Origin of the sequence: Frankia sp. Mgl5 (genome assembly GCF_023242985.1) — a bacterium.
Lineage (GTDB): Bacteria > Actinomycetota > Actinomycetes > Frankiales > Frankiaceae > Parafrankia > Parafrankia soli.
On record NZ_JALKFY010000612.1, the window covers coordinates 22,185 to 36,515 of the forward strand.

Here is a 14,331-nt window from a genome sequence, read left to right on the forward strand (position 1 = left end):
ACCCGCCCCAGGCCGGGGAGTGGACTCGCCGAGGACGCGGTCAGCCGACGAAGGCCACCCGAGCTGGTACCATATCCGGTACGACTGGATCCTCGGGAGGTGGCCAGATGGTCGCGGCGATCAGTGCCAGCGAGGCACGCAAGACGCTCTTTCCCCTGATCGAACAGGTCAACACCGATCACACACCGGTGGAGATCGTTTCGAAACGGGGCAACGCGGTCCTGGTGAGCAAGGAAGACTGGGACGCCATCGTGGAAACCAACTACCTGCTGCGCACGCCCGCGAACGCGCGGCGGCTGGCGGAAAGCGTCGAGCAGTGGCGCGCAGGCGACGCGATCGAACGCCCGCTGGGCCCTGACGAGTGAAGCTGGCCTGGACCGACCACGCCTGGGAGGACTACCTCTACTGGCAGGGTCAGGATCGCAGGACACTGAAACGCATCAACGCCCTGATCGCGGACATCAAACGCGATCCAGAAGGGCAGGGGATCGGCAAGCCCGAGCTGCTGCGCAACAACCTCGCGGGACTGCGCTCACGACGGATCGACGACGAACACCGCCTGGTCTACGCGGTCGAGCCCGGCCAGATCACGATCATCTCCTGCCGCTACCACTATCAGTAGCCGAGCCCACCGCTTCCTTCCGACGCCCGGACGCCGCCGCGGTCGAGGTGCCCGCCGCACTCGGCGGGTTCGTGCAACCTGACACACCCTGTCCGTACGATCCGTATGCGGGCGGATCCGGCGAGCGCCGTTCCTGCCCGACGCACTCGCAGACCAGTACTCGCACGACCGACTCCGGGGGCCGTATGACCAGCCCGTCGTCTCAGCCGCTGCTGCGCGACGTCATCGACATCCCGGAGCGGACGTCGGACAGCGACTTCGTCCTCAAGCTCACCGAGGGTGTGGCCGACGCGGCCGCGACGATGCGCGACTACGTGCTGACCGACCGGCTGGTGCACAACTTCGACGAGGCGCTCGGGCTGATCGCGCAGGCGGTGGGCACCGGCGCGTCCAAGGGCGTCTACCTGCACGGCTCGTTCGGCTCCGGCAAGTCGCACTTCATGGCGGTGCTGCACGCGCTGCTGCGCGGCGAGCCCGCCGCGCGGGCGCTCGACGACCTGGCCGCCGTGCTCGGCAAGCACGACGGCGACCTGGCCGGCAAGAAGTTCCTGCTCGTCCCGTTCCACATGCTGGGCGCGAAGTCCATCGAGCAGCGGGTCCTCGGCGGCTACGCCGACCGCCTGCGCGCGCTGCACCCCGAGGCGCCGATCCCGGCGGTGCACCGGGCCGAGGCGTTACTCGACGAGGCCCGCGGCCTGCGGGCGAAGGTCGGCGACGCGGCCTTCCTCACGGAACTGAACCGCGCGGGCTCCGGCGGAGGCCAGGAGGCCGAGGAGGACGAGTGGGGCGACGACGCCTCCTGGACGGCCGCCGAGCTGGACGCGGCCCTGGCCCCGACCGGCGCGGACGCGGCGGCACGGCGCCGGCTCACCTCCGACCTGCTCTCGACCTGGTTCCCGAACACCTACCGTGACCTGCGCGAGGACGCCGAGGGCTTCATCTCCCTCGACCAGGGCCTGAGCGAGATCGCCCGGCACGCGAAGGACCTGGGCTACGACGCGGTCGTCCTGTTCCTCGACGAGCTGATCCTCTGGCTCGCGAACAACATGGGTGACCAGGCGTTCGTCTCCCGGGAGGTCCAGAAGGTCACGAACTTCGTCGAGGGTGGGCTCGGCGCCCGGGCCATCCCGGTCGTCAGCTTCATCGCCCGGCAGCGTGACCTGCGGGAACTGGTCGGCGAGTCGATCGCCGGCGACGTCCGGCTGAGCTTCCTCGACGTGCTCACGCTGGCCGACGGCCGGTTCGACAAGATCGTCCTGGAGGACCGGAACCTGCCGCTGATCGCCAACCGGCGGCTGCTGCGCGCGAAGGACACCGCCGCGGCGGCCCGGATCGAGAAGGCGTTCGAGACGACGGCGAAGGTCCGCGCCGAGGTGTGGGACACGATGCTCGGTGGCGGCGCCCAGCTCGGCGCCGACCGGGACGCGTTCAGGCTCTCCTACCCGTTCAGCCCGGCGTTCATGGACACGCTCGTCCACGTCTCCTCCGCCCTGCAGCGCAACCGGACCGCGCTCAAGCTCATGCGCCAGCTGCTCGTCGCGCAGCGGGACGAGCTGCGCCTGGGCCAGGTCATCCCGCTGGGCGACCTGTGGGACGTCATCACCCGGGGCGGGGACGCCCCGTTCACCGACGTGCTCAAGGTCGAGTTCGAGGCGGCGCAGCGCCTCTACAACCGCAAGCTGCGCCCCTACCTGCTCGACGCGGAGGGCCTCGACGAGGACGTCCTCGCCCGGGTGCGCCGCGGCCAGGCGACCGGCGCCGCCGTCGACGGGGAGCTGGCCGTCAAGGTCCGCCGGTTCACCGCCGACGACCGGCTGGTGAAGACGCTGCTGCTCTCCGCGCTGGCGCCGAGCGTGCCGGCGCTGCGCAACCTGACGCCGCGGCGGCTCTCCGCGCTCAACCACGGCAGCATCACGAGCCCGATCCCGGGCGGCGAGGCCGGCGTCGTCGGGAAGAAGGTCGAGCGCTGGGCCGGCCAGTTCGGCGAGGTCAAGTTCCTGCCGGTCGAGGGCGGCGATCCGGGCGTCGGCCTGGAGCTGGTCGACGTCGAGATCGACGGCATCCTCAGCCAGACGATCGCCTACGACGGCGGCGGCAACCGCCGCGCCCTGGTCAGGAGGCTGCTCGGCGAGGAGCTGGGCGTCACCGTCACCGACGACGCCTACGGCGACCGCCTCGACCTGGTGTGGCGGGGCTCCAGGCGCTCCACCGAGGTCGTCTTCGGCTCGCTGCGCGGCTCGGAGCTGCGTGACGACCAGCTGGAACCGGCCGATCCGGAGTCGTGGCGGCTGGTGATCGACTATCCGTTCGACGACGCCGGCCGGCCGCCGGTGGACGCGCGGGCCCGGGTCGAACGGCTGCGTGGCGGTGGGACGCCGCACCGGACGGTCTGCTGGATCCCGGCGGACCTGACCGCCGCCCGGCTCGCCGATCTCGGGATGCTCGTCCGGCTCGACCACCTGCTCAACCGGAACCGGTTCGACAGCCACGCCCAGCACCTGAGCGCCGACGACCGGCAGCGCGCCCGGGGCGTGCTGAAAAGCCGGTACGACGCGCTGCTGACGAAGACCCGCACCCTGCTGCGCATGGCCTATGGGCTGGCGAAGCGCGAGGAGCAGGACGTCACCGACTACTCGGACTGGCTGCGTGCCCTGTGGCCGGGGCTCACCCCGACGCTGGCCTTCGGGGCGACGTTCCGGGAAGCCGCGCGGCGGCTCGCCGGGGATCTGCTGGCCGACCAGTTCCCCGGCCACCCCGACCTCGACCCCGACCAGACCGGCCAGCCCGCCAGGCCGGCCGATTTCAAGCTCGTCCTCTCCTACGTGGCGAAGGCGGCCGAGGCCGACGGCAACTCCGTCGAGGTCATCCGCAGCGACCGGCTGCCGATGCGGCGGATCGCGCCGGCGCTCGGCCTCGGGACCATGCACGAGGCGCGTTTCGAACTCGGCCGGGAGTGGGTCGACCACTTCACCCGGAAGGCGGCGCAGGCCGCGGCCAGCGGCTCCGGTAGCACCGGCGGCTCCGGCGGTGCGGACGGCGAGCTGCGGGTGGCCGACCTGCTGACGTGGATCGACGAGCCGAAGCCCCGCGGCCTGGACAGCCCGGTCGCGGCGCTGATCGTCAACGCGTTCGCCGAGCAGACCGACCGCGCCTGGTACCGGTACGGCGGGATCCTGCCCGCCCCGCCCGAGCTGACGGCCGGGATCAAGGACATGACGCTGCGCGAGCAGCCGCTGCCCGCTCCCGAGGACTGGGCCGCCGCCTGCCAGCGGGCGCAGGTCCTCTTCGGGGTGCAGCCGCCGCCGCTGCGGCGCGGCCGGCTGATCCGCACGTTCGCCGAGGCCCTGACGAAGACGGCCCGGGAGCACGTCACGGCGACACGGGACCTGGTGACCGCGCTGGAGGCACACGCCTCCGAGCTCGGTCTCGATCCACGGACCGGGTGTGCCCTCGAGCCGGCCGGAGCCACCACGGGACGTCTTCGGACCGCCCGGGCCGCCCACGACCTCGTCACGGCCCTGGACGGGCCGAAGGCCGGCACGGAGATCGTCGTGCGGCTGGCGCACGCCGATCTCGCGGGTCCGGCGGAGCGCCTCGCGCGCAGCATCAGCCGCGCCGCGGCCGTCGCCGGCGCCGTCACGTCCGCCCCGTGGGGCGAGATGTTCGGCATGATCGCCACCTTGCCGGAGCCCTACCGGACGGAGGCCCAGGAGATCCTCGGGCGCATCCGGAAGGCGGGCGCCGCCGACGAGCTGACGACCCCGCTCGCCGGCGTGCTGAGCAGCGCCCGGGCCGAAGCGGCCCAGCTCATACGCCGGGCCGTCAGCACGCCACCCCCCGATCTGACTCCGCCCCCGCCCATAGAGCCGCCAGTGATAACTGGCGGGAACGAGAAGAAGGATCTTGAAAAGGGATCCGTCACCCGGGCCGAGCAGCGGTGGCGTGTGCCGCCCGCCGAGCTGGAACAGACTGTCGCCGCTGTCCGGGCACACATCGTTGACCAGCCCGGCGAGATCGAGATCATCTGGCGGCCGGCACGGTGAGCGTGCTGTCACCCGCGGCCGGCCCGGCGGGCTCCGGCACACCGGCGCCGCTGGTCACGAGCGCGATGCTGGTCAACCGGGTCACCCGGCTGCTGCGCGGGCCGGCCGGCACCGGCGAGCGGGCGCGGATCCTGCTGGCGCGGATCCTGCTGGTGCGGGCACAGCCCGAGTGGTTCGGTCCCAAGGAGCTGCTGGTCGGCGGCCGGCCGGTCCGGGTCGTCGCCTGCGTCTCGCCGCTCGGCGTGCTCGAGGAGATCGCGCGCTGGGGACGGGAGCCGGTGCCCGAGGGCTGGCTCGTGCTGCTCACCGACGCCGACGAGGAGACTCTGGGCGACACCGTGCTCGCCCAGGTCCACCGCCAGCAAGTCGACGTGATCGAACCGTGGAACGCGGTCCTGGAGGACTTCGGCGCCGCCCAGCTCGATCCGCGGCTGCACGCCCACGCCTACCGGTGGATGGCGCAGGCGCTGCTGGAGGCACGCCCGGCGGCTGGCTGGCCGCGCCGGCCGGGCGGTGTCCTCAGCCTCGAGGACGCGCTGGCGGAGCTGACCGCCGTCCGGCTCGGCCTGACCGAGCTGGGCCTCGGTGCCGCCGACCTGGACATCGCCACGCTGCTGCGCTGGACGACGGTCCCCGGGGCGGCCGAGGCGTTCCGTCGGCTGGGTGACGACGAGCGCGCCGGCATCACCGCGTTCCTGCGGGAGCGGACCGGGCACGCGGGGCGCGCGTTGCTGACGCTGGTCGCCGCCGGCAACGGCGAGCGTTCGCTGGCCCTCGGCCTGGTCTGCGACTGCCTGTGGCCCGGGCGGGACGGCCGCCGCGCCGGCCTGGACGCCGCGGCCGTCGAACGGGCGAAGGGCCGGGTGGAACGCTACTTCGGCGACACCCAGCTCGACGACCAGACCATGCGCCGGTTCGCCGACGCGGTCCGTGAGGCCGTCCGCACCGGGATGAACACGCCGGACGACCTGGCAGGGCTACTGGACACCGCCGACCGGCTGCTCGACGAGCTCGACGCGCGGGCCGCCGGCGCGACCAGCGACATCCTGCGGGCCGGGTTCGACGACCGGCTGTCCGCCGTCGCCGCGACACTGCGCGGTTTTCTGGCTGCCGCCGACTCCGGCGTGCACCACACGTTCCTGCAGATCTCGGCCCGCGAGGTCGCGGCCGCCGTCGACGTCCTGGGGGCGCATCTGCTCGCCGGCCCCGAGGCCGGGCAGCTCGAGCGGGCCGAGATGGCGGCCCGTGTCACCGGCTGGCTCGCCGGCCGGCCGGCGGACGGCCCGGGCACGCTCGCCGCCGCGCTCGACGGCTATCTCGACGACGCGGCCTGGGCCGATGTCGCGCTCGGGCAGCTGGCCGCCGGTGACCCGTCGCCCGCGGTCGGCGCCGTCTACGGCGACCTGTACCGGGCCGCGGTCCGGCGGCGGCATGCCCTCGACGCCCGGTTCGCCCGGCTGCTTGCGGACTGGACGACGACCGGCCGCCTGCCGAGCGAGGCCGAGGGCGCGCCGCTGGGCATCGAGGAGGTCCTCGACCGCGTGGTGGCCCCCGTCGTCACGGCCCGGGGCAAGGCCCTGCTCGTCGTGCTCGACGGGATGAGCGCCGCCGTCGCCATCCAGCTCGCCGCCGGACTGCGCCGCGAGCGGTGGGAGGAATGCGACCCGCTCGGCGACAGCGCGAGCGGCGCCGCCCGGCGGCGGACCGCGCTGGCCGTCCTGCCGACCGTGACGGACAGGTCGCGTGCCTCGCTGCTCGCCGGGCGCCTCCTCATAGGCGACAAGGCGAAGGAGAAGAGCGAGTTCGAGGCTCACCCGCGCTGGCGGCGGCGCGCGGTCCGGCTGTTCCACCACGCCGACCTCGACGGCACGCCGGGCTCCGCGCTCGACCGGGAGCTCGGCGACGAGCTGACCTCGAACACCCCGCTCGTCGCCGTCGTCATCAACACCATCGACGACCTGCTGGACTCCGGCCGGCAGCGCGACGACGGCGGCTGGAGCCTCGCCGACGTCGGCAGGCTGCGCACCATCCTGCGCTACGCGCGGACCGCGGGCCGGGCCGTGATCCTCACCAGCGACCACGGCCACGTTCTCGACCACGGCGCGTCGGCACTGGCTGCCGAGGACGCCATCTCGGCTCGGCACCGCATCCCGGTTGACGGTGTCTCCCCGGATGTTCGTGACGGCGAGGTCGCACTCACCGGGTCGCGGGTGCTCGTGCCCGGCGAGCGGATCGTCGCGCTCTGGGACCCGGAGCTGCACTACCGGGGCCGCAAGGGCGGCTACCACGGCGGCGCGTCGGCCGCGGAGGTGACCGTGCCCGTGCTGGCGTTCCTGCCGTTCCGCCTGTCGGCGGCGTCGACGAGCCGCGATGTGCCGGCGGGCTGGCGGCTGCTGCCCGACCAGCGGCCCCGCTGGTGGTCACTGGAGCAGCGGGACCTGCTCGGTGGGCTCGGCGGCGGCGACACCGTGCTCGTCGGTCGGCGCCCTGCCGACGCCGCTCCCGTCGTCGCGCCGGCGGCGCAGCCGCGCAAGCGGCCCAGGGCAGCCGAGGCGCAGGCCGGCCCCGCGCTGTTCGACCTGCCGGAGGAGGCGGCGCCGGCCGCGTCGCCGGCCATGTCGCCGGCCGCGTCGCCAGTGCTTGCTGAGGCCGCGCCGGCGACGGGCGTCGACATGCTCGTCGCCGCGCTGCTGGCCAGCGAGCTGTTCCCATCCCAGCTCAGCGGCCTGGCCCGGCGGGTGCCGGTCGAGAAGGTCGAGGCGGCGGTGCGAGCGCTGCTCGACGCGGGTGGCACGCTGGCGACCACCGTCGTCGCCGACCGGGCCGGGGAGTTGCCGCATCGGGCCGCCGGCTTCGCCGTCAACCTGCAACGCGTCTTCAACGTCGACAACTACCCGGTGCTGGAGCCGCTCGACGACGGGCACACGTTGCGGCTCAACGTGGACCTGCTGCGCCAGCAGTTCGGGCTGCCCGCGTGACCGGCGCCGCCGTCAGCGCCGCGCGGCGGCGCGACGTCCTGGACGCGCTGCGGCGTGGGGCGGTGCCGGCCGCGGGGCTGGATCTGCTGGCCGTGGGGCTGGCCAGGTTCGAGCGTTCCGTGGCCGAGGACCTGGCCGCGGTCGCGTCGGGCGGGTCGGTGTTCAAGGCGGTGCGGGGCGAGTACGGCTCGGGGAAGACGTTCTTCACCCGGTGGCTGGCCGAGCGGGCGAAGCGGGCGGGGCTGGCGACGGCCGAGGTGCAGATCTCGGAGAACGAGACGCCGCTGCACAAGCTGGAAACGGTCTACCGGCGGCTCACCGAGCGGCTCGCCACGTCGACGTTCCCGCCGAGCGCGCTGCGCAACGTCGTCGACGGCTGGTTCTACGCGCTGGAGGAGGACGTCCTCGCCGCCGACGACATGGCAGGCGACGACCCGGCCGCGTTGGAGAAGGCAGTGGGCGAGCTGTTCGACCGGCGGCTGCTCGACGTCGGTCGGACAGCGCCGGCGTTCGCCGCCGCGCTGCGCGGTTACCGGTCCGCGCTCGTCGCCGGTGACGAGGCGACCGCGTCGGCGCTGCTTGCCTGGCTCGGCGGGCAGCCGCACGTCGCCGCCAGTGCCCGCCGGGCCGGCGGTGTCCGTGGCGACCTGGACCATTTCGGGGCACTGGGCTTCCTGCAGGGGCTGCTCGTCGTGCTGCGCGACAGCGGGTACAAGGGACTGCTCGTCGTGTTGGACGAGGTCGAGACGCTGCAGCGGGTCCGGTCCGACGCGCGCGACAAGGCGCTGAACTCGCTGCGCCAGCTCATTGACGAGGTGCAGGGCGGCCGGTTCCCCGGGCTGCACCTCGTGATCACGGGAACACCCGCGTTCTACGAGGGGCCGCAGGGGGTGCAGCGGCTCGCGCCGCTCGCGCAGCGGCTGGCGACCGACTTCTCGACCGACTCAAGGTTCGACAATCCGCGGGCGGTGCAGCTCCGGCTCACCGGCTTCACCGAGGCGTCGCTCGTCGAGCTCGGCGGGCGGGTCCGGGGGCTGTTCGTCGGTGGCGCCTCGCCCGAGGCCGCGGCCCGCATCGAAAGGCTGGTCGATGACGCATACCTCGCCGAGCTGGCCGGCGCGGTCGCGGGCCGGCTCGGCGGCAAGGTCGGCGTCGCGCCACGGCTGTTCCTGAAGAAGCTCGTCGCCGACGTTCTCGACCGCGTCGACCAGCACGCAGACTTCGACCCGCGCCGGGACTACCCGCTGACTCTCAACACGGCCGAGATGACGGATCTGGAACGCAACCTCGCGGGACGGGCCGCCTCGTCCGCCGACGACATCGACCTGGACCTGTAATGGCGGACCGGCCGGACCCGGCATCGTCGGAAACGGCCCTGTCGGACGCCGCGCCGCCGGACGCCGCACCGTCGGACGCGCCGGACCTGCTGCATCCGGTGGTGCTGCACCACATCGTGAACTCGTTGCAGTGGCCCGGGTTGCGGCCGTTGCAGGAGGCCGCGGTGGCGCCGCTGCTCGGCGGGTCGGATGCGTTGCTGCTGGCACCGACGGCCGGAGGGAAGACCGAAGCGGTGATGTTCCCGACGCTGTCACGGATGGCGTTCGAGAACTGGCAGGGCACGTCCGTTCTCTACCTCTGTCCGCTCAAGGCGCTGCTGAACAACCTGGCTCCCCGGCTGGAGACGTACGCCGGCTGGCTCGGGCGCCAGGCTGCCGTCTGGCACGGGGACGTGACGACCAGCAGGCGGGAGCGGATCCGCCGCGAACGGCCGGACATCCTGCTCACCACGCCCGAGTCACTCGAAGCGATGCTGGTCAGCGTCCGCACCGACCATCGCGGCTTCTTCGCCGGCGTACGGACTGTGATCGTCGACGAGGTGCACGTCTTCGCCGGCGACGACCGGGGCTGGCACCTGCTGGCCGTGCTGGAACGGTTGCGACGGATCATCACCGCCGAAGCGGCCGACTCAGGCGCGGAGCGGCCCGAGCTGCAGGTCGTGGGCCTGTCCGCGACCGTCGGTAACCCGGCCGACCTGCTCCACTGGCTCCAGGGCTCCGGCGTCGGCCGCCGGCCCGGACTTGTGGTCGCGCCCGACGTGCCATTCGCGACCGGCACGTCGGTCACGACCGGCACGTCAGGCGCGACCGCGTCGGCGGCCGGTCCGCCGCCGGGCGAGATCGAGCTTGACTACGTCGGCTCGGTGCCGAACGCGGCGAAGATACTCGCCACGCTGCACCCAGGAGAGAAACGGCTCGTCTTCTGCGACTCGAAGCAGCTCGTCGAACAGCTCGGCAGCGAACTGCGCGCCCGCGGCGTGACCACGTTCCTCTCGCACGCGTCCCTGTCGGTTGACGAGCGGCGCCGCTCCGAGGAGGCGTTCGCCCAGGCCCGCGACTGCGTGATCGTCGCGACCAGCACGCTGGAACTGGGCATCGACGTCGGCGACCTCGACCGCGTGATCCAGTTGAACGCCCCCGGCTCGGTCGCGTCGTTCCTCCAACGCCTCGGCCGGACCGGGCGCCGGCCAGGAACCGTCCGCAACTGCCTGTTCCTGACCCTCACCGAGGACGCGCTCGTCCAGGCCGCCGGTCTGCTGCTGCTGTGGGGACGAGGCTGGGTCGAACCGGTCGTCGCCCCACCCGAGCCACGGCACATCGTCGCCCAGCAACTGCTCGCCTACTGCCTGCAGGAGAACAAGGTCGGTGACCGGCTCTGGGCCGACGAATGGAATGGCCTCGCGCCCTTCGACCGGTCCGCCGAACCGATCGTCCGTCACCTCGTCCGCCTGGGATTCCTCGACTCCGACGGCGGCATGCTGTTCGTCGGCCCGGAAGCCGAACGCCGCTTCGGCCACCGGCACTTCTCCGAGCTGACCGCCGTCTTCACCGCGGCACCCGAGTTCACCGTCCTCTCCGGCCGCACCGAGATCGGCCGCACCGACCCGATGCTCCTGTGCGACCCGGTCGAAGGCCCACGGCTGCTCCTGCTCGCCGGCCGCAGCTGGCGTGTCACCCACACCGACTGGAAACGCCGCCGCTGCTTCGTCGAACCCGCCGACGGCGGGGGCCGCGCCCGCTGGACCAGCACCCTGCCCCCACTGTCCTTCACCATGGTCAGAGCCATACGCGAAGTCCTTCTCGGAGCCGACCCCCAGGTCGCCATGACCAAACGCGCCGCCGCCCGCCTGACCGAGATCCGTGAGAAGCACACCGACCTCGTTCACCCCGCCGGCACCGTGATCGTGCGCGAGTCGGAAGCCGACGTCCGCTGGTGGACCTGGGCCGGCCACCTCGCCAACCGCACCCTCACCGCCTCCCTCGGCGACCTCGCCGACCCCCGCCAGAACCCCGACGAAGCATTCATCCGGCTACGTTCTGACCTGACCCCAGCCATGTGGAAGACCGCCGTTCCGGATCTGGAAAAGCGGCTCTGTCTGCCCCATGTGGACGAGCAGGCCCTTGCTGGCCTGAAGTTCAACGCGGCCCTGCCCCCACGCCTGGCCGAAGCCACCCTCGCCACCCGCCTGGCCGACCTGTCCAGCGCGAAGGCGGTTCTCGCCGAACCGGTCCGGTGGTACACCAGCCCGCGTGGTTCGTAGCACGCGCCCGGCGCCGGTGGTGGGATCGCCGCCACCGGCGCCGGGACGCGTCAGCCGGTTGCCTCGGCCGGTGGGGGCGGCTCCGTCGTCGGTGGTGGTGGCTCCGTCGTCGGTGCGGGTTGCGGCGGTGGTGGTGGCGGCGGTGGCGTGGTCTCCGGCGGTGGCTCCGGCTCCGGTTGGTCTCCTACCGGCGGCGGAGTGGTCGGATCCGGAGTGATCGGATCCGACGGCAGAGTGGTGGGACCGTCGTCCGGGGTCTGAGTAGGCGACGGATCACCAGTGGGCTCCGTCGGTGATGGCGAAGGAGTCGGGCTGGGTGACGAGCCGCCGTCTCCCGGCAAGATGACCTCGTCCTGGGCTGACGAGCTGCCGGCCGCGTTGCTTGCTTCGAGGCCGATCCCGTAGGTCCCTCCTGGTTCGCCGTTGACGGTGTAGGAGGTCCCCGGGTCGGGGGTGAAGCCGCCGTCGCCATCCGCGCCCTGCGGGCTCGGGTATGAATGCGAGATGAAGTAGCCCTCGACAGGGGTGTTGGACGGAAGGGTCCAGGTCCAGGTGATCTGGTTGCCGATGACCGACCGGGTGATGACGACCGGGTCGGGCACGGTGCAGCCCATCCCGGTGACCGGGTCCGAGGTCGCGGTGCCGCCCGGCCCGGTCGCCGTCACCGTGACGTCGAACAGGCGGCAGTCGGTGGTGCGGAAGCCGATCTGGTTGGCCTGCTCCTGCGCGCTGTAGCTGCCGTCGTCACCGCCGGCGGCCGTGTAGGACCACGAGTAGGTGATCGACCCGTCTGTCACCGGGTCCTTGACGGCGATGCTGAAGCCGAAGCCGTCGGGGGGGTTTTTCACGAGCACCGGTCTGTCGACGGGGCACAGGCCCGCGGCCTGCGGGTCGAGCGTCTGCGGGTCGAGCGTCTGCGGGGAGGCTGCGGTGGCGGTGCCGTCGGCGGCGTAGGCGGTGAGGGTCACCGTGAACGGCGCGCAGTCGTGCGGTGGGATGACATCGAACGTCGTGTCCGACATCGGGGTCACCTCGACGTCCGCCAGGTCGGCGGTGAGACCGAACCGGGCCGTCTGGGCGCCGGCACCGGTGCCGGCCTGGGCTTCGACGCGCCAGCGGTCCACGGCGGGCGTCACCGTCATCGTCGGGACGGGTGGCGCCCCCGACTCGATGATCGTGATCTGCTGGCTGGCCCGGCTGGTGTTGCCGGCCTCGTCGGTCACGGTGACCGACACGACGAACGTGGCGCCGGGATCGGCGGCCTCGTAGGTGTGGGTGGCGCTCGCCGCGGCCCCCGGCCCGCCGGTGCGGACCCCGTCGCCGAAGTCGAAGGAGTAGCCGGCGACGGGGGACGCACCGGCGGTGGAGGCGGAGGCGTCCGCACTGATCTGCAGTGGAGCCTCGCCGCTGGCCGGCGTCACCGCCAGCCGCGCGACCAGCAGGTCCGTCGGTACCGGGTCGGTCGGCGCCACTCCGGGCGGGAGCTCGACGCTGCCCTCGACGGGTGGCGTGCCGGTGCGGTCGACGGTGAGGTACACGGCGGGGGTGGCGTGCCGGCCGTCGGCGAGGGTGGCGTGCGCGACGACCAGATACTCGCCGAGCCGGGACCAGGCATGGCTGGTCTGCCCGCCGCTGCCGGTCGTCCCATCGCCGAACGACCAGGTCGCGCCGGCGACCCGGGTTCCGTCCCGGACGGCGAGGCGCAGGGTCACCGGTTGGCCGATCCGCGCCCGGGCCGCCGACATCTGGATCGTGACCTCGGGATCGTCGACCGCGACGGCGTCCGGTGCCGTCTTCGTCCGGGTGATCGGCGGGGCTGCCGCGGTGTCCGGCAACGGGGCCGCTTCGGACCGCGCACCGTCGGCCCCGTCACCGACGCTTTCACCGTTGCTGTTGTCTCCGCTGCCGGCGCCGTTGGTGAGGCCGGCGCCCGGCCGGTCCGGGTTGTACTTCTCGATGACCCGCGTACTGCCGTCGAGGCGGATCGCACCGGCCCGGAAGCTGGACGGGTCGTTGAAGAACACGAACGGGCCCTGCACGACCAGTTCGAACCGGGTGCCCGCCGGCAGCACCTCCGGCCGGCCGACGACCCGGTGCTGGCCGATGTCGACGACGACGACCCGCCCGTCGGTGAAGTCGGGGAGGAACAACCGGCCCGCGACCTCCCGCGGCTCGCCGAGGTCATGGCCGGCCGCGGCGAGGTCGACGACGGTGTCGCAACGTCCCGTCGTCAGATCGCTGATCACCAGCGTCCCGCGCTGACCGCTGACCGCGTACACCTCGGGCCTGCCCTGGCCGCCGCCGACGACGACCGACCTGTCGGCGGGCGCCGTCTCCAGGCAGGCGCCGGCACCGGCCTCGCCGCCGTCGCCGAGTGTCCGCACGGTGCGCGCGGTCGGATCGACGACGGTGAGCCGCCCACCGGCCAGGACCAGCCGGCCGCCGGCCGTGACACCGGCGGATGCCCGGGCCTTCCCGCCACGGTCGTCGAGCCGGACGACATCACCGTTGCCGCGGTCGATCAGCCACAGCCGGCCGGCGGCGTCGGTGACCACACCGCCCAACCCGGCCCGCGCCGCGACGGACTGCAGCCCCCGTGCCTGCAGCGTGCCCGGGTCAGCCGTCGTGACCAGCCCCGACTCCTCGTCGACGACGAAGGTGGCGCCGCTGGTCGGGAACACCCGCAGCCGCCGCTGGCCCGTGCCGAACCGCACCGGGTCGGTGGGTTCGAACGTCGCCCCGTCGACCCGCAGCACGCTGCCCGCCGTGCTGTTGACGATGTAGGCGTCCGGCCCTGACTGCGTGGACGTCAGTTCTCCGCTGCCGACGGCGACCCTCGTCACCACCTGGGACGACGCGCCGTCGACGAGCGCTGCCTGGCCGGTCGCGGACGACACCAGCCAGGCCGCGCCGTTCTCGACGGCGAGCAGCCGCCCCGGCACCCCGCCGGCCTGGCCGACGAGCACCACCACCCCGCCGGCGAGCAACGCCACCGCGACCGTCAGCCGCAGCAGGTTCGCCGGCCGCACACTCGCTTGTGCCCTCGGTCGCACGCCGGCTCGGGCCCTCGGCCGGGCCCTGACTCGCCCT

7 protein-coding genes are annotated in these 14,331 nt (G+C 73.2%); 6 read left to right on the top strand and 1 reads right to left on the bottom strand.

Annotation, left to right across the window (positions count from 1 at the left end):
* Positions 1–107: 107 nt before the first annotated feature.
* The 6 genes from MXD62_RS13880 to MXD62_RS13905 all read left to right on the top strand — a co-directional run bounded on the left by MXD62_RS13880 (position 108) and on the right by MXD62_RS13905 (position 11,241).
* The gene (locus MXD62_RS13880; RefSeq protein ID WP_112106789.1) at positions 108–365 is read left to right on the top strand and encodes a type II toxin-antitoxin system Phd/YefM family antitoxin; all 258 of its coding nucleotides are present in this window, start codon (positions 108–110) and stop codon (positions 363–365) included.
* Positions 362–622: a Txe/YoeB family addiction module toxin gene (locus MXD62_RS13885; RefSeq protein WP_112106788.1), complete on the top strand. Its 261-nt coding sequence runs from the start codon at positions 362–364 to the stop codon at positions 620–622. The genes MXD62_RS13880 and MXD62_RS13885 overlap by 4 nt, the downstream gene beginning before the upstream one ends.
* A 185-nt stretch (positions 623–807) precedes the next feature.
* The gene (locus MXD62_RS13890; protein WP_248829680.1) at positions 808–4,665 is read left to right on the top strand and encodes a phage resistance protein; all 3,858 of its coding nucleotides are present in this window, start codon (positions 808–810) and stop codon (positions 4,663–4,665) included.
* Positions 4,662–7,643: a BREX-2 system phosphatase PglZ gene (gene pglZ / locus MXD62_RS13895; RefSeq protein WP_248829681.1), complete on the top strand. Its 2,982-nt coding sequence runs from the start codon at positions 4,662–4,664 to the stop codon at positions 7,641–7,643. The genes MXD62_RS13890 and pglZ overlap by 4 nt, the downstream gene beginning before the upstream one ends.
* On the top strand, positions 7,640–8,980 hold the full coding sequence (gene brxD / locus MXD62_RS13900; protein ID WP_112106785.1) for a BREX system ATP-binding protein BrxD: 1,341 nt from the start codon (positions 7,640–7,642) through the stop codon (positions 8,978–8,980). The genes pglZ and brxD overlap by 4 nt, the downstream gene beginning before the upstream one ends.
* On the top strand, positions 8,980–11,241 hold the full coding sequence (locus MXD62_RS13905) for a DEAD/DEAH box helicase (protein WP_248829682.1): 2,262 nt from the start codon (positions 8,980–8,982) through the stop codon (positions 11,239–11,241). The genes brxD and MXD62_RS13905 overlap by 1 nt, the downstream gene beginning before the upstream one ends.
* A 50-nt stretch (positions 11,242–11,291) precedes the next feature.
* Here MXD62_RS13905 and MXD62_RS39735 read toward each other — a convergent pair whose 3' ends face one another.
* Positions 11,292–14,270 (bottom strand): PKD domain-containing protein, encoded by a 2,979-nt coding sequence (locus MXD62_RS39735; RefSeq protein WP_248829683.1) that lies wholly within the window; start codon positions 14,268–14,270, stop codon positions 11,292–11,294.
* Positions 14,271–14,331 lie beyond the last annotated feature (61 nt).